Annotated in this window: 15 protein-coding genes and 1 tRNA gene; 8 read left to right on the top strand and 8 right to left on the bottom strand. The window is 66.7% G+C overall.

Annotated elements, in window-relative coordinates:
- The first annotated feature begins 52 nt into the window (after window positions 1-52).
- Together ACIA1L_RS19060 and ACIA1L_RS19055 are read left to right on the top strand one after the other, a co-directional pair.
- On the top strand, window positions 53-1,414 hold the full coding sequence (locus ACIA1L_RS19060; protein WP_396074138.1) for a serine/threonine-protein kinase: 1,362 nt from the start codon (window positions 53-55) through the stop codon (window positions 1,412-1,414).
- 69 nt (window positions 1,415-1,483) lie between these two features.
- Window positions 1,484-1,699: a hypothetical protein gene (locus ACIA1L_RS19055; RefSeq protein WP_396074137.1), complete on the top strand. Its 216-nt coding sequence runs from the start codon at window positions 1,484-1,486 to the stop codon at window positions 1,697-1,699.
- Between the two features lie 291 nt (window positions 1,700-1,990).
- Here the strand turns inward: ACIA1L_RS19055 and ACIA1L_RS19050 are convergent, their stop codons facing one another.
- Window positions 1,991-2,197, bottom strand: a complete 207-nt coding sequence (locus ACIA1L_RS19050; protein WP_396074136.1) for a helix-turn-helix transcriptional regulator — start codon at window positions 2,195-2,197, stop codon at window positions 1,991-1,993.
- 97 nt (window positions 2,198-2,294) lie between these two features.
- On the opposite strand from ACIA1L_RS19050, the gene ACIA1L_RS19045 reads away from it, so the two are divergent.
- Window positions 2,295-2,507: a hypothetical protein gene (locus ACIA1L_RS19045; protein WP_396074135.1), complete on the top strand. Its 213-nt coding sequence runs from the start codon at window positions 2,295-2,297 to the stop codon at window positions 2,505-2,507.
- Between the two features lie 37 nt (window positions 2,508-2,544).
- On the opposite strand, the gene ACIA1L_RS19040 is transcribed toward ACIA1L_RS19045, so the two are convergent.
- The 5 genes from ACIA1L_RS19040 to ACIA1L_RS19020 form a co-directional block, all read right to left on the bottom strand.
- The gene (locus tag ACIA1L_RS19040; RefSeq protein WP_396074134.1) at window positions 2,545-3,777 is read right to left on the bottom strand and encodes a type II toxin-antitoxin system HipA family toxin; all 1,233 of its coding nucleotides are present in this window, start codon (window positions 3,775-3,777) and stop codon (window positions 2,545-2,547) included.
- Window positions 3,774-4,070: a helix-turn-helix domain-containing protein gene (locus ACIA1L_RS19035; protein WP_396074133.1), complete on the bottom strand. Its 297-nt coding sequence runs from the start codon at window positions 4,068-4,070 to the stop codon at window positions 3,774-3,776. The genes ACIA1L_RS19040 and ACIA1L_RS19035 overlap by 4 nt, the downstream gene beginning before the upstream one ends.
- A 763-nt stretch (window positions 4,071-4,833) precedes the next feature.
- A tRNA-Arg gene (locus tag ACIA1L_RS19030) sits at window positions 4,834-4,905 on the bottom strand.
- Between the two features lie 73 nt (window positions 4,906-4,978).
- Window positions 4,979-5,647: a DUF305 domain-containing protein gene (locus ACIA1L_RS19025; RefSeq protein WP_396074132.1), complete on the bottom strand. Its 669-nt coding sequence runs from the start codon at window positions 5,645-5,647 to the stop codon at window positions 4,979-4,981.
- Window positions 5,647-6,447, bottom strand: a complete 801-nt coding sequence (locus tag ACIA1L_RS19020) for a DUF3105 domain-containing protein (protein WP_396074131.1) — start codon at window positions 6,445-6,447, stop codon at window positions 5,647-5,649. Before ACIA1L_RS19020 ends, ACIA1L_RS19025 begins: the two co-directional genes overlap by 1 nt.
- 119 nt (window positions 6,448-6,566) lie before the next feature.
- On the opposite strand from ACIA1L_RS19020, the gene argS reads away from it, so the two are divergent.
- The 5 genes from argS to thrC all read left to right on the top strand — a co-directional run bounded on the left by argS (window position 6,567) and on the right by thrC (window position 12,416).
- Window positions 6,567-8,231, top strand: coding sequence for an arginine--tRNA ligase (gene argS / locus ACIA1L_RS19015; RefSeq protein WP_396074130.1), 1,665 nt, complete (start codon window positions 6,567-6,569; stop codon window positions 8,229-8,231).
- A 2-nt stretch (window positions 8,232-8,233) separates the two neighbouring features.
- Window positions 8,234-9,619 carry a diaminopimelate decarboxylase gene (lysA, locus tag ACIA1L_RS19010; protein ID WP_396074129.1) on the top strand — a complete coding sequence of 462 codons (1,386 nt, stop codon included), beginning with the start codon at window positions 8,234-8,236 and terminating at the stop codon, window positions 9,617-9,619.
- Between the two features lie 17 nt (window positions 9,620-9,636).
- Window positions 9,637-10,929, top strand: coding sequence for a homoserine dehydrogenase (locus ACIA1L_RS19005; RefSeq protein ID WP_396074471.1), 1,293 nt, complete (start codon window positions 9,637-9,639; stop codon window positions 10,927-10,929).
- A 1-nt stretch (window position 10,930) separates the two neighbouring features.
- The gene (locus ACIA1L_RS19000) at window positions 10,931-11,299 is read left to right on the top strand and encodes a VOC family protein (protein ID WP_396074128.1); all 369 of its coding nucleotides are present in this window, start codon (window positions 10,931-10,933) and stop codon (window positions 11,297-11,299) included.
- 67 nt (window positions 11,300-11,366) lie between these two features.
- Entirely contained in the window at window positions 11,367-12,416 is a 1,050-nt protein-coding gene (gene thrC / locus ACIA1L_RS18995) for a threonine synthase (protein WP_396074127.1), read from the top strand.
- A gap of 204 nt (window positions 12,417-12,620) precedes the next feature.
- Here the strand turns inward: thrC and ACIA1L_RS18990 are convergent, their stop codons facing one another.
- Both ACIA1L_RS18990 and ACIA1L_RS18985 read right to left on the bottom strand, forming a co-directional pair.
- Window positions 12,621-13,856 (bottom strand): sigma-70 family RNA polymerase sigma factor, encoded by a 1,236-nt coding sequence (locus ACIA1L_RS18990; RefSeq protein WP_396074126.1) that lies wholly within the window; start codon window positions 13,854-13,856, stop codon window positions 12,621-12,623.
- 520 nt (window positions 13,857-14,376) lie between these two features.
- The gene (locus tag ACIA1L_RS18985; RefSeq protein ID WP_396074125.1) at window positions 14,377-14,862 is read right to left on the bottom strand and encodes a MarR family winged helix-turn-helix transcriptional regulator; all 486 of its coding nucleotides are present in this window, start codon (window positions 14,860-14,862) and stop codon (window positions 14,377-14,379) included.
- Between the last annotated feature and the right edge of the window lie 45 nt (window positions 14,863-14,907).

Genomic DNA, 14,907 nt, shown 5'->3' with positions numbered 1-14,907 from the left:
ACATCGACATCGCCCAGTGCGTTCCGGCGCCGCGGGGTGCAAACTGCCACGGATGGACGTGCAGCAGCAGATGCTCGGCGGCCGCTACACCCTGCTGTTGCCGATCGGCCGCGGGGGCATGGCGGTGGTCTGGCGCGCCCGCGACGAGGTGCTCGGCCGCACCGTGGCGGTCAAACTGCTCGCCGGGAAGTACGCGCACGACGAGCAGTCCCGCGCTCGCATCCGCACCGAGGCCCGCGCCGCGGCGGCCCTGTCCCATCCGCACATCGCCCAGGTCTACGACTACGGCGAGGCGTACGAGGACGGGAACTGGACCCCGTACGTGGTCATGGAACTGGTCCAGGGGATCACGTTGCAGCAGCGGGCACGGGCCGCCCTGCTGGAGCCCACCGATATCTTCCGGATCGGCGCGCAAGTCGCGGCGGCCCTGGCCGCGGCGCACGCCGACGGGCTGGTGCACCGCGACATCAAGCCGGCCAACGTCATGGTCACCCGGGACGGCGTGAAGGTGGTCGACTTCGGACTTGCCGCCTCCGCGGGTGCCGCCGAGCCGGAGGAGCTGCTCGGCACCCCGGCCTACCTTGCGCCGGAGCGGCTGACCTCGGACGCGGTCGAGCCCGCCTCCGACGTGTACGCCCTCGGCGTGCTGCTCTATCGGCTGCTCGCCGGCGAATCTCCCTGGCCGGCGGACAGCACCACGCAGATGCTCACCGCCCATGTGACCACGGAGCCGGTTCCGCTGCCGCACCTGCCCGGGGTGCCGCCGCAGATCACCTCGCTGATCAACCGCTGTCTGCGCAAGGAGCCCGCCGACCGGCCCACAGCCGCGGAGGCTGCCCGGACCCTGTCCAGCGGCGCACAGCTTGCGCTGGTCGCGGCGGCTGCCGGGGGTCGCCGCGGCAAACTGTTGGCCGGTTCCGCTGCCACGGTCGCGCTGTTGGCTGCCGCGGGTTGGCTGCTGCTGGATCCGGCTGGTCCACCGGGGCCGCAACCGGCGGCGGACGTTCCTGCTGCGGTTTCTGCCGCGCCGCCATCTCGACCCGTCCGTGCCGGTGTTCCGGCAGCGACGGTCACGACCGCTCCCCGTCCGGCCCGGGCGTCCGCCCCCGCCCCCGCCCCGGCCGCGTCGGCGCCCCGGCGGACGACACCAGCTCCTACCGTGACGTCGCCGAGCGCGTCACCCGATGCGGCGCCGACGTTCCGGACGGCCGGCGGGACGGTCTCCGCGCGGTGCACCCGGCTGGGCCTCGCGCGGATCGTGGGATTTGCGGCCGTCAAGCCGTACGTGGTCGAACGGGTGGTTCCCGGGCCGGCGCTGACGGCCGGGATCGTCTTCCAGGACGGCCCGAGCCGGATCAAGGTGACCATCAGCTGCCTCGCCGGGCTGCCCACGGCGGTCGTCGTGGCCTCCTGAAAAGTTTCGCTAAGCCGCCCCGCCGCGCGGTCGATATTGGGGGCCGTTCCACCGGCTAAGGAGGCTGCCATGGAGGCATACATCGACCCGGCATACGAATGGGTCAGTGCGATGGTCGGCCCGCAGTCGGTGGTCCCGTGGTGGGCCTGGGTCGCGGGCATCGTCATGATCCTCATGGCTGTGCTGGCGCCGGGCATGGCCGCCGCGGGCCGCCTCGAGGACGAACGGCGACAGATCCTCGCCAAGCAGGACGAGCGCGTGCAGCGGATGTTCGAACGACTCTAGGCCACGTCTTGCGGATCATGACGGCCTGCGCCGGCCCCAGCTTCCGCCTCGCGGCGCGGTCCGAACGGCCGAGTACCACACCGGTATTCGCCCGCCGAGAGGAAACCTGGACCTCGGCTCGGCGTCGCCATGATCCTCAAGACGCACCCAGACCGCACTCCTCGATCACGAGCTTGCCGCGGGCACGCCCGCCGACCAGGTGTCGGATAGCAGCTGCCGCCTGCTCGAGAGGGTAGATCTGGTCGGCTTGGTCGCCAGCCTCATCCTGGACGGCCTGGAGCGAGCAAACGGCTAGTCGGCGCTCTCCGGCCGGGGTGGCCGGGCGGCAATCCACGCCTCGACATCCTCGGTCAACCACACGTTGCCCATCGCCAGCTCCGCCACCGGCGCAGGAAAGCCCCGCCGGCTGGTGATCTGGTAGACCCGCTGCCTGCTGATCCCGCCCAACATCGCCCGAATCTCGTGCGCTCCTACCAACCGGAGCTTCTTGGCGGCCATGTCCGCAGGCTAAGCGGGCACTCCCTGGTCACACGGGCACTTAACGGCTGCTGCATCACACGCTATTGTCATGCGAACAGTGCATGGGACTAGAGGCGTGGAGTATCCATTGCGGTTCAAGATGTGGCTACGCGGGCCCGCCGACGCCCCCCGGGTCGAATTCATCGGCGCGGCGGGCTGGTACTGGCAGTCCGGCCATTTCAGTCAACGACCCGAACGCTCCATCATGGCCGAACTCCTCACCGACGATCAGGTCCGCATGCTCCGCGACAGCAACGGTCGCTGGTCCCTCCCGGGCACGCCGCCTTAGCTTGGTGGAGCGACCAGAGCTGTTCAGGCGAGCATGATCAGTCGAGGCATACGGCATCGACGGTACGGGTCAAGGTTTTCTCGAAGCGGGAGCGTTCGGCCTGCGAAATGCCATTGCGTAGAGCGACTTCCTGCCAACTTGCGGCGACCTCAGCCACCTCGCGAAGGACAATTCTTGCCTGACTATTCGTCATGCCGAAGATGTCCGCATATAACAAAAGAGCGTCGACCTCGTCAGCTGGACTGCTCGCGCCTCCCACGCTGGTGACGCGTTGAACCGCAATGTCTGGATTGGGGTTGAGGTCGAAAGCGGGAGCCAGTCGCCAGCCTGAACCGCTTCGCAGGAAACCATGGTTACGGAGGTGGTCATCGGTGTTGTGAATAGCGATGGAGAACGCGATTCGGCGCCATAACTGACGGAGGTCGTCAGCGGCCGCGGAGCTGTTTTCTGGGAGCACCTCGGCGATCTCGGTGTAGTCGCTGGGCTGTCCGTCCTGAGCCTCGAGTAGCGTCATCGCACTGATGTAGCCGATCCGATGCCTGCGATCGCGGTCAAATCGATCGAGCAGGAGGATCGAGTTTCCATCGATATCGACCAACTGTCTTCTGGGGACGGATATTCCGGCAGCTTCAGCCAGGTCCAGAGCGGTCTTTTCCCATGCCATGACATTCCATTTGTCGGCGTGATGCGGGAACTTCGCGATCATGAGGCGTTCGTCATCGCGCACTGATGCCTTGGGGCGGGCTCCACCGAGCGAACCTGTTCCGGCGTCCAGGAGAGTCTTGATCGCTTCCAGGCTGTCTGGTTCGTCGCGGGCGACAGTATTGGCGGCATGAAGCAGCGCTGGCAGGGCGATGAGCTTTGGAATATCCGGAGTCGGATGCTGGAACAGGTCATCGGCATCTGTTTTGAAGCGCAGCGCGCCCTGCCGGGTTTCGTCGCTCACTCCGAGCAGATAGTCCCTGTCATCGAGGGTCGGCGCGGGTCGTTCGGCGGCAGTCGCTTCAGCGCGTAGGCGTCTGGCGATCAGATTTCGCCCCCACCGGTCGGGCGCAGCGTCGCTGAAGGCTCCGGGAAGCCCTCGCGGCAGCGGCCAGGATCCTGTGGTTAGCCGGAGAGCAGGGTCAACGGCGTAAGCGCCGGGTGCTGCGATGTAGTCGCGATCGTAGGAGAAGGACGCTGTCAGCCGACCCCGACGAAGGTTGAAGCGGGTATCCCCCACGGCGACGGTCTCACCGGACAGCTCCACATAGGTGTGGAGGCGATTCATGGACGTACCCGCTCAGGCAGCGTCTCATCGGCACGGGCCCGGCCGAGGTCGGTCTCGTACGGATCCGTAGCCGTCACGATGGCGTCCAGCACGCCCAGAGCCCTGGCAACACTCAGGAAAGCCTGTAGTCCGACCCCCGTATCGCCGGTTTCCACGCGGCGCAGTGTGTTTCGAGAGATGCCGGCTCTCTCGGAAACTTGCACGACGGTGAGTCTGTGTAGTTTGCGCCAAGCCACGAATTGTTCGCCGATGCTCCTGGCTGCTGCAGTCACTCTGGTGGACGGACGAGGCATGAGCAGTCCCTAATCGCACGGGTCAGTATCATGACCACTATAAGCTTTAGGGATCGGGATCGTGCCCCTTGACGGGCGATGAGCTTCGGGCACCGCCGGGTGTTCGAAGACGTCACACGGCACGCTGCCGCGCTGTCGGTTGCGGCAATTCGGTCCGCCCCAGCGGTAGCAAGGACCATGAAGCTGATCACTAACCACCTTAAGGGTCAATATCTTGACCCTTGCGGTTCCTAATATGATCTTCTAGTGGGTCCAGTTGATCAGTCGGCGCCTGCAGATCAGGATGCAGGCGAGGCTGGCGAAGCCGTCGTGGATGTCGGGGCGGCGTTCCCAGCGCACGGCGAGCCGACGGAACTGATGCAGCAGAGCGAAGGTCTGCTCGACGACGTAGCCGAACCGGGAAGCATTGGACGAACAGCGGTGAGAACCGCGACCGCCGCCAGTTGAAGCACGGGGAGGCTCGGACCGTGCCTATTCCGCCTCCGCTGACCGAACTCATCAACGAACACCTCGAACGTTTCGGTACCGGTCCGGATGGGCGGCTGTTCGTCGATGAGCGGAGTCGAAGAGGCGCTGGGGCTTGACCGGAGACCTCTCTGGGAAGCCCGGCGGACTCAGCCGAATGACGGCCGCGAACTTGGTCGCGTATTTGCCGCAGATGACCGTAGAGGGCCAGTGACGGCCGGACACAGTCGGACAGACGAGTAAGGCCGCTGACAGCGTCTGCGCTGCTCAGCGGCCCGAAAGTCGTGGTGAAAACTTGTGCCCCCGGCAGGATTCGAACCTGCGCTTTCGCCTCCGGAGGGCGACGCTCTATCCCCTGAGCTACGGGGGCTCAGCGGGTGAAACTCTAGCAGGCCGCCCCGACGCCTCGCCAATCGGTATGGCGGCGTGGCGGCCGTGCTGGTTCAGGACTGCTGAATCCGTTGGAGCATGGAGTCGATCAGGTTGATCTCGCTCTGTTGGCCGCTGACCATCGTCTGGGCTAGACCGGTCACGTTGTCGTTGTCGGACTCTTTGAGGATGGCCTGGGCCATGTGGATGCCGCCGAGGTGGTGGGCGCGCATCAGGGTGAGGTACTGGATGTCGAGGTCTTTGCCGGTGGCGGTGCGGAGCTTGGCGATCTGCTCGGGGGTGGCCATGCCCGGCATGAGGCCGTTGACGACGGAGCCCTCCGCGCCGGGCATCCAGGCCATGGTGGGCTGGGAGCCGGTTGGGCTGAGGTGCCATTCGCGGAGCCAGGCCAGCATGGTGCTGATCTGGCCGTGTTGGGTGAGGGCGATGTCGCCGGCGAGGGTGACGACCGTGCCGTCGGTGGAGTTGGCGTGGGCGATCATCGACATTTCGACGGCCTGCGCATGGTGGGTGCTCATGTCACGCAGGAAGCCAGCTTCGGCCGAGTCGTCCGTGGGGACGCCTAGCAGGCGGGGGCCGAGGAAACCGGCGGCCCCGCCTACCAGGAGGCCGAACACCAGGACGAGCGCCAACCAGCCGACCCCGAACCGGTGGGTGCCGGTTCGGGGGGCGTCGTCGGCGGTGGTCGGCGCGTCCGTGTCGGTGTCGGAGGAGACCGTCATCAGCTGCCGGCGCTTCCCGCCGGTGCGGGGGCGGCAGCCTGGAGCGGGCCGGTGGTGCTGTTGCCGTTGGAGCAGGCGGCGTTGGGTTCCTTGGTGGCGTTGAGGCGCAGGTCCTTGATGAACTGGTCGATCCGGTCGTCGCCGGCGCTGTCGACCTTGAGCTGGTAGCCCCAGGCTTGCAGGGAGACATTCTTGTCGAGGTTGGCGACCGGACTCATCAGCATGTAGTCCTTGCCTTCGACCCTCTTCTTCAGCAGGTCGACCTGGTCGGCGGCGAGACCTTGCTTGTAGGTCACCCAGACGGCGCCGTGCTCGAGGCTGTGCACCGCGTGCTCGTTGGCGATGGGCTCGGGGTAGACGTCGCCCATGCAGTTCTGCCAGACAGCGTTGTGGGCGCCGCCCACCGGGGGGTTGGTGAGGTACGTCTGGGGGCCGTCCTTGTGTTCCTGCGAGTCGATCGCCGGGTTCTTCTGCTCCCGGTAGTTCACGATGCCTTCGATGTCGGCGGCGCGGTCCTCCCAGGAACGGCCGCCCTTGACGGAGGCGTAGACGCCGTAGCCGATGATGCCGACGGCGATGAGCACGACGACACCGGCGACGGCGATGGGGCCCCAGTTACGGCCGCCGCTGACCTTGACCGGCTTGACGGGCGGGCGACCTTTGCCGCCGCCCTTGCCCTTGTTGGCGGGACGCGAGCCGCCGGGCTTGTTCCCGGCCGCGGGCGGTTTGCCCTGACCTGACGTCTTGTCGACCTTCACGGTGGACGGGACCCGCTCGGGCCCCGGGGTGCTCATGCTCATCGTGCCTCGTCAATTCGTGAAGTTGGTCGGGCCGGGCCGGGAGGTGGATCTGAAAATGGCCCGTGCGCAGGCCCCGGTACGCCGCCGGGCGCCAAAGTCTACCCGGATAGCATGGCTCGGTGACTCCCGCTGACCTCGCTGCCACCGTTCTCACAGCTGCGCGTGCCGTATTCGTCACCCGCGGACTCGATGTGTCCCTCCTGCCGGAGTCGACGACGGTGGAGCGACCCCGTAACCCCGAGCATGGCGACTACGCCTCGACGATGGCTATGCAACTCGGTAAGAAGGCGGGCGTGGCGCCGCGTGAGTTGGCCGCCGCGCTGGTCGAGGAGCTCACCAGTCTGCCGGGGATCAAGTCGGTGGAGATCGCCGGTCCGGGCTTCCTGAACATCCGGCTGGAGGCGGCCGCGGCCGGGGTGCTGGCGCGCGACGTGGTGCTGGCGGGGCAGGAGTACGGCAATACGACCCGTCTCGCCGGGCAGCGCATCAACCTCGAGTTTGTGTCGGCCAACCCCACTGGTCCCGTACACATCGGGGGTGTTCGGTGGGCCGCGGTGGGTGACGCGCTGTCGCGGCTGTTGCGCGTGGCGGGCGCGGAGGTCGGCACGGAGTATTACTTCAACGACGCTGGTTCGCAGATCGACCGGTTTGCCCGCTCGCTGTACGCCGCGGCGAGGGGCGAGGCCGCGCCGGAGGACGGTTATGGCGGCGCCTACATCGCCGAGATCGCGACGGCCGTGGCGGGTAAGGCGCCGGACGTGCTGACGCAGTCCGAGGACGAGGCGTTGGAGACGTTCCGGGTCGAGGGCGTCCAGTTGATGTTCGCCGAGATCAAGCAGTCGTTGACTGAGTTCGGCGTGCACTTCGACACCTATTTCAACGAGAAGGACCTGCACGACCGCGGCGAGCTCCAGGAGGCGCTCGACCGGCTGCAAGAGCAGGGCCATGTGTACGAGGCGGACGGCGCGACCTGGCTCCGCACGAGTGAATTCGGCGACGACAAGGACCGGGTGCTGCGCAAGTCGGACGGCGAGTGGACGTATTTCGCCGCGGACTGCGCGTATTACCTGGACAAGCGCAAGCGGGGCTTCGACCGGGTCGTGATCATGCTGGGCGCCGACCACCACGGCTACATCGGCCGGATGAAGGCGATGGCGGCCTGTTTCGGCGACGACCCGGCCGTGAACCTGGAGATCCTGATTGGGCAGCTCGTCAACCTGGTCCGCGACGGCGAGCCGGTGCGGATGAGCAAGCGCGCGGGCACGGTCGTGACGCTGGAGGACTTCGTCGACGCGCTCGGCGTGGACGCGGCCCGGTATGCGCTGGCGCGTTACTCGTCCGACTCGCAGATCGATATCGACATCGACCTGTGGACCCGGGCCAAGAGTGACAACCCTGTCTACTATGTCCAGTATGTCGCCGCGCGGTCCGCGAGTGTCGCCCGGCAGGCGGCAGCTGTCGGGCTGACCCGCGGCGAGCCGGACGACTTCAGGCCCGAGCTGCTGGCGCACGAGAAGGAGAACGACCTCCTCAAAGCGATCGGGGAGTATCCCGCCGTGGTCGGCAGCGCCGCCGAGCTTCGCGAGCCGCACCGGGTCGCCCGCTACCTCGAGGACCTGGCGGGCGACTACCACCGGTTCTTCGACAAGTGCCGGGTCACCCCGATGGGTGACGAGCCGATCACCGACCTCCACCGGGCGCGCTTGTGGCTGAACGACGCCACTCGAACGGTGATCGCGAACGGTTTGGGACTGCTGGGCGTTTCCGCGCCCGAGAGGATGTAGACATGCGGGCACACGAGGCGGGGGCGCTGCACGGCGACCTCGGTAACCCGGGACCGCACTGGCTGCGGACGCCGGACGACGTGAACGCGTTGGTGCCGCAGTTGTGGCCGCGGACGGTCAGCCGTACCGAAGCGGGCGCTCTGGAAATCGGCGGCGTGAGCGTGCTCGACCTGGCCGCGGAGCACGGCACTCCGGCGTACCTGTTGGATGAGGCCGACCTGCGGGCGCGCTGCCGCGAGTTCGCGGCCGGCTTTCCGGACGCGGACGTCTATTACGCCGGAAAGTCGTTCCTGTGCAAGGCCGTCGTGAAGGTGGTCGACGAGGAGGGACTCTTCCTGGACGTGTGCTCGGGCGGGGAGTTGGCGGTCGCGCTGGCCGCAGGTTTCCCGGCCGAACGGATGGGTTTCCACGGCAACAACAAGTCGGTGAGTGAGCTGCGCCGGGCGCTGGACGCCGGGGTCGGCCGGATCATCCTGGACTCGTTCCACGAGATCGACCGGTTGACCGCGTTGGCTCGGGAGGCCGGCAAGCGGCCCGCCGTGCTGATTCGCGTCACGGTCGGCGTCGAGGCGCACACCCACGAGTTCATCGCGACCGCGCACGAAGACCAGAAGTTTGGCTTCTCGCTGGCGGGCGGGGCGGCGCTCGAGGGTGCGCTGAAGGTCCTCGACGAGGGCGTGCTGGACCTGCGCGGGCTGCACTCGCACATCGGCTCGCAGATCTTCGACGCTTCCGGGTTCGAGGTGGCCGCCCGGCGGGTGCTGGAGCTGCAGGCGCAGATCCGGGACGCGCGCGGGGTCGAGCTGCCCGAGCTGGACCTCGGCGGCGGGTTCGGCATCGCCTACACCACCCAGGACGACCCGGCGACCGCCGCCGACCTGGGCAAGCGGATCAGCAAGATCGTCGCGGCGGAGTGCCAGGCGGCCACACTGCGCACGCCCAAGCTGTCGATCGAGCCCGGCCGGGCCATCGTCGGACCGGCCGTCTTCACCCTGTACGAGGTGGGCACGGTCAAGGACGTCGACGGCATCCGCACGTACGTGAGCGTCGACGGCGGAATGAGCGACAACATCCGGACGGCGCTCTACGACGCTTCCTATTCGGCCACCGTGGCCAGCCGGGCGTCGCAGGCGGCGCCGATGCTCGCCCGGGTCGTGGGAAAGCATTGTGAATCCGGGGACATCGTCGTGAAGGATGAATTCCTGCCCGCCGACGTGCAGCCCGGAGATCTTGTGGCGGTGCCCGGCACGGGGGCGTACTGCCGGAGCATGGCCAGTAACTACAACCACGTGCCCCGCCCGCCGGTGATCGCCGTCCGGGACGGGGCGTCGCGGGTGATCGTCCGCCGGGAGACCGAAGAAGATCTGCTCGCATTGGATGTGGGATGAGTTCTGGAAAGCCTGCGGTGCGGTTGGCCCTGCTCGGGTGCGGCACGGTCGGCAGTGAGGTGGTCCGCCTCCTGCACGAGCAGTCCGCGGATCTGACCGCCCGGATCGGGGCGCCGCTCGAGCTGGTGGGTGTCGCGGTGCGGCGCCTCGGCCGCGAGCGCGGTGACCTGCCCGTGGATCCGGCGCTGTTCACCACCGACGCGCTGGGCCTGGTCAAGCGGGACGACGTGGACGTGGTGATCGAGGTCGTCGGTGGCATCGACCCGGCCCGCACCTGGCTGACCGAGGCGTTACGCGGCGGCAAGAGCGTGGTGACGGCCAACAAGGCGCTGCTCGCCGAGGACGGCGCGACGCTGCACGACGCGGCCGCCGAAGGCAACGCTGATCTTTACTACGAGGCGTCGGTTGCCGGGGCGATCCCGCTGCTGCGGCCGCTGCGCGAGTCGCTGCACGGAGACCGGGTCACCCGGGTCACCGGCATCGTCAACGGCACGACCAACTTCATCCTGTCGTCGATGGACGCCAGCGGCGCCGGTTTCGGCGAGGCTTTGGAAGAGGCCACCGAGCTCGGGTACGCCGAAGCCGACCCCACCGCCGACGTGGAGGGCTTCGACGCCGCCGCGAAGGCCGCCATCCTCGCCTCGCTCGCGTTCCACACCCGGGTGACCGCCGCCGACGTGTTCCGTGAGGGCATGACCGGGGTGACGTCGGCCGACATGGCGAGCGCCAAGGAGATGGGCTGCACCATCAAGCTGCTGTGCCTCGCCGAGCGCGGTGCGGACGCCGCGGGGCAGGAGTCGGTCAGCGTGCGCGTGCACCCGGCGATGATTCCGCGTACGCACCCGCTCGCCAGCGTCGGCGACGCGTTCAACGCCGTTTTCGTCGAGGCGGAGGCCGCGGGGCAGCTGATGTTCTACGGCCGCGGCGCCGGAGGCACGCCGACCGCCAGCGCGGTGCTCGGCGACATCGTGGCGGCGGCGCGGAACCGGCTGTCCGGCACCCGGGCGCCGAGCGAGAGTGCGTACGCGCACCTGCCCATCCGGCCGATCGGCGAGGCGGTCACCCGCTATCACGTGAGCTTGGACGTGGCCGACCGGCAGGGTGTGCTCGCCACGGTGGCCGGGGTGTTCGCCAAGCATGAGGTGTCGATCGCGACGGTGCGCCAGTCGGGCCGGGACGAGGATGCCAGCCTCGTCATCGTCACGCACGGGGCTCCGGACGCTAACCTGGCGGCCACTGTGGAGGATCTGCGCTCGCTCGACATCGTGCGGTCGATCCTGAGCGTGCTCCGTGTCGAGGGAGGGGCCTGAGATGCTCGATCACGTCGGTTTCCAGTGTGCGGACCTGGCCGCGAGTGCGGCCTTCTATGACCGGGTGCTCGCGCCGCTGGGCGCGCGCCGGATGATGGACCACAAGGTCGCCATGGGTTACGGCACCGACTTCCCGGACTTCTGGATCGCCGAGCAGGATTCGGGCGACGGCTTCCGGGAGTCGCACATCGCGTTCAAGGCGGCCGACCGGGCCACGGTCGACGCGTTCTTTGCTGCCGCTGTCGAGGCTGGGGCCGAGGTGCTGCACGCGCCGGCCCTGCATCCGGAGTATCACGAGAACTACTACGGCGCGTTCGTCCGGGACCCGGACGGCAACAACGTGGAGGCCGTGTCCCACGGTCCCGCATAGTGTGTGCCTCGTCTCGCAATGCGGCGGGGTGAGGCATCCTTTGGTAAGCCTGCGGAAAGGAACGACCATGTGGCGGGGACTGATCGAGGCATATCGCGACCGACTTCCGGTCACGGAAGCCACCCCCGTGGTCACACTGCACGAGGGAAACACGCCCCTGGTGCCCGCTCCCGTGCTGTCCCGGCGGGTCGGAGCAGAGGTTTTCCTGAAGGTGGAAGGCGCTAACCCGACCGGCTCCTTCAAGGACCGCGGCATGACCATGGCCGTGTCCAAAGCCGTCGAGGAAGGCGCCAAGGCGATCATCTGCGCCTCGACCGGCAACACCAGCGCGTCGGCGGCCGCCTACGCCGCGCGGGCGGGCATCACCTGCGCGGTGCTCGTCCCGCAGGGCAAGATCGCGCTCGGCAAGCTGGCCCAGGCCCTCGTGCACGGCGCCAAACTGCTCCAGGTCAACGGCAACTTCGACGACTGCCTGGCGCTCGCCTCGAAGCTCTCCCAGGACTTCCCGGTCTCGCTGGTCAACTCGGTGAACATCTTCCGGCTGCACGGCCAGAAGACCGCCGCCTTCGAGATCGTCGAAGCCCTCGGCACCGCCCCGGACATCCACTGCCTGCCGGTCGGCAACGCCGGCAACATCTCCGCCTACTGGATGGGCTACTCGGAAGACCACGAGGCGGGCAATTCCAAGACCCTGCCCCAGATGTACGGCTTTCAGGCCGCCGGCGCCGCACCACTGGTCACCGGTCAGGTCGTGCCCGAACCGTCGACGATCGCCACCGCCATCCGGATCGGCAACCCGGCGAGCTGGACCAAGGCCCTCGATGCCCGCGACGCCTCCGGCGGCCTGATCTCGTCAGTCACCGACCGCGAAATCCTGACGGCGTACCGCCTGCTGGCCCGCGAAGTCGGCGTCTTCGTCGAGCTGGGCAGCGCCGCCAGCGTGGCCGGACTGCTCCAGCAGGCCGAGGCCGGCAAGATTCCGGGTGGCGCCACGGTGGTCTGCACGGTCACCGGCCACGGCCTCAAGGACCCGGAGTGGGCCATCTCCACCGCCCCGTCCCCGACCACCATCCACAACGACGTCCTCGCCGCAGCCCGCGCCCTCGACCTCGCCTGAGCCGCGATTGATCCCATTCGCCGAGCTCTGGCATCGACCGCTGGAGGGCCTTCGCCCGCCCCAACTGCCTACCGAGCTGGGATGTGGCGGGTGGGTAGGGCGAAGCTGGTTCGAACCCTGAGCAGCAGGGATCGATTGAGGCGGACTCCCTCCCCAGTGTGCGGGAGCCCTATACGAGACCCTCAGCCATCCGCGGCGAACGCCTCAGATATCTTCTGAACACAATCTTGCCAGCGCCCATTTGAGTCTGATCGAGACCTCTCCCTCTGACTCCCCCGTAACCCGAGCGATCTCTGCCGTCGGGAACTTATCGAAGTAGAAGAGATAGAGGACTTCTTGCTCTTCTGGCGCGAGCTTACGGAAGCGCCTAACAAGAGGATCGTCGTTGTTTTCCCATTCTCGGACGACAAGGCTCAAATCGATGACGTCCTGCATGAGAAGGTCAAGATGCTCGGTGAATAGTGCATCACTCGCTACTAGAGCTTGAGTAACCTCGCGTACGACCTCTACCGGAACGCCGAGGTGCTGAGCGATCTCGAATTCAGTCGGGCTCCGGCCGAAATCCTGTATTAGGAACTCTTCTGTCTCGCGGACCATGAATCCGTAGTCTCGCAGGGCTACACTTACCCCAGTCTGAAGTCTCGACCAGATAATTCCTCGAGCCACGCCCCGAATTCGAGCTTTGAGATAGCCGGGTAGATATCCGCGCCGCGGATCGTGGTCGCGTACGGCAAGCACGAGCCCCAGGCCCCAGATTTCTTCAGCCAGTTCCGGTCGGCGATATCGTTGCGCAACTGCACGGGCAATGCGCTGCGCCATGGGTACGCACTCCTCGATGATTCGATTTTCCAATGTGATCCTCTTCGAATCACCCTTGGGAAGATCCTGGAACTCGAGGAATCTCTCCCGGATTTCCTGCATAGTCTCGTCGGGTCGCAATTGAGGAAAGGCGGCGACGATATGCTTGACGGAATATTCGGGTTTCAGGAAAGCGCGGACGAACTTTCTGAGTAGCGATTCGTCAGGTATGACCCCGCGCTCGAGGTCCCGCACGGCCTCGACAGAAAGGTCGAGTCTGATGGCGAATTGTTTTCGACCCAGCCGCTCGAGTACGCGAACCGCTGCGAAATAGTCGGCGAAGCTCCGATGTCGATGGGGATCCCGGGTGGCCTTCCAGGGATATCCCAGCCGCGGCGCTATTTGATCGACTGTGAATCCAGCATTAGGAGCCTCATCTACGAGGTCGAGGATAAATCCAATAGTTGGAACTCGTTTGCCGGCTCGATATCGGGATATTGTCACCGGGGCATGTCCGGTGAGTCTGGACAACTGTACCGGCCGCATCTGCAGGGCGAGTAGAAAAGCTTCGATGACATATTTTCCCGCCTGCCGACGCGACAGGTTAGGTGGAATAGAGGCGCTCTGCAGGGTTCGAGTCATGCGGGCGAATATAGCCCTTCGTCATTCGACAGTGGACTTTATGTCTGATCAGCGACCTCTTCCGAGTTTCCCGTAACCATGGGCGAGTCAGCTCGTTAGGGTCGGGCAGTCCGACGCCCTTGCGATCAATGGACGTCAGGGCATGGGAGCCTCGGTTGGTGGCCGAGTTCGACCGATTACCGACCGTAATTTCCTGGGTACCTAAGCGGGTGAATGGCGGGGCCAAACCGGCATTCAAATGCTTATGTGGTCGACCGGCATGTCCTTTCGTCAGGTGCCGCGCTACTCGTACGGCTTTCCGCCCACGCGGATGCAGGAAAGTTGCGCCCGGCGGAACGCGGGTTTGTTCCCTCGCTGAAAGAGCGTCGCCTCGTCAAGCCCCGTTCAAGCTGTCCATGACCTGCCGTGCGCCCACATGGCGTCAGGATCAGCCCCGGGCCAGCGTCGATGCCGCGACTGGTTGGTCCGCGACGAGTGTGCGCACGCGATCGGACCGCCGGGCGGGGCGGTCGAGGTGGTCTCAGGGTGATGGAGTGGTCCCGGGTTCCAAGTGTGAAGCCGGAGTTTCGGTGTCCTCGACGGCGACGCGGACCAGGGCGGTCATCGCGTCGCGGACCGTGGCGAGCTCACCGTCAGTCAGCTTTTGTAGGAGTCTGACCTGTTTCTCCGTGCCGGCCGTGATGATGTCGGTGATCAGGCTGTGGCCGGTTGGGCTGAGGGTGAGCCGGCGGACCCGGCGGTCGTGTGGGTCTTCGGCGCGGGTGACCAGGTCCTGGGCAACCATCCGGTCGACCATGCCGCTCATGGTCGCCAGGCTGACGCCGAGCAGCCCGGCCAGCTCGCGGCCTGACGTATCACCCAATCTGTGCAGAAGCACCAGAATCTTGAGCTGCGACATGGTGAGCTGGGAGCTGAAGAGCGGATCCGAGCGGTCGTACGCGAACAGGTGCTGGAGCTGCTGCTGGGCGCCGATGATCTCGGCGATCAGGCGTTCGTTGGCGGGCATCGCACCTTCCCCGTCGAGTGACCCCGGCGAAAACCATTTGTTCGC

It is taken from the genome of Actinoplanes sp. NPDC051859 (genome assembly GCF_044452725.1).
GTDB lineage: Bacteria > Actinomycetota > Actinomycetes > Mycobacteriales > Micromonosporaceae > Actinoplanes.
This window is presented reverse-complemented; position numbering and strand designations above follow the sequence as displayed.

Coding starts and splice junctions, on each gene's coding strand:
- ACIA1L_RS19060 (WP_396074138.1), top strand. CDS start 53: ATGGACGTGCAGCAGCAGATGCTCGGCGGCCGCTACACCCTGCTGTTG.
- ACIA1L_RS19050 (WP_396074136.1), bottom strand. CDS start 2,197: ATGGCCGCCAAGAAGCTCCGGTTGGTAGGAGCGCACGAGATTCGGGCG.
- thrC (WP_396074127.1), top strand. CDS start 11,367: ATGTGGCGGGGACTGATCGAGGCATATCGCGACCGACTTCCGGTCACG.
- ACIA1L_RS18985 (WP_396074125.1), bottom strand. CDS start 14,862: ATGCCCGCCAACGAACGCCTGATCGCCGAGATCATCGGCGCCCAGCAG.
- ACIA1L_RS19000 (WP_396074128.1), top strand. CDS start 10,931: ATGCTCGATCACGTCGGTTTCCAGTGTGCGGACCTGGCCGCGAGTGCG.
- ACIA1L_RS18990 (WP_396074126.1), bottom strand. CDS start 13,856: ATGACTCGAACCCTGCAGAGCGCCTCTATTCCACCTAACCTGTCGCGT.
- ACIA1L_RS19020 (WP_396074131.1), bottom strand. CDS start 6,447: ATGAGCATGAGCACCCCGGGGCCCGAGCGGGTCCCGTCCACCGTGAAG.
- lysA (WP_396074129.1), top strand. CDS start 8,234: ATGCGGGCACACGAGGCGGGGGCGCTGCACGGCGACCTCGGTAACCCG.
- ACIA1L_RS19040 (WP_396074134.1), bottom strand. CDS start 3,777: ATGAATCGCCTCCACACCTATGTGGAGCTGTCCGGTGAGACCGTCGCC.
- ACIA1L_RS19035 (WP_396074133.1), bottom strand. CDS start 4,070: ATGCCTCGTCCGTCCACCAGAGTGACTGCAGCAGCCAGGAGCATCGGC.
- ACIA1L_RS19055 (WP_396074137.1), top strand. CDS start 1,484: ATGGAGGCATACATCGACCCGGCATACGAATGGGTCAGTGCGATGGTC.
- ACIA1L_RS19025 (WP_396074132.1), bottom strand. CDS start 5,647: ATGACGGTCTCCTCCGACACCGACACGGACGCGCCGACCACCGCCGAC.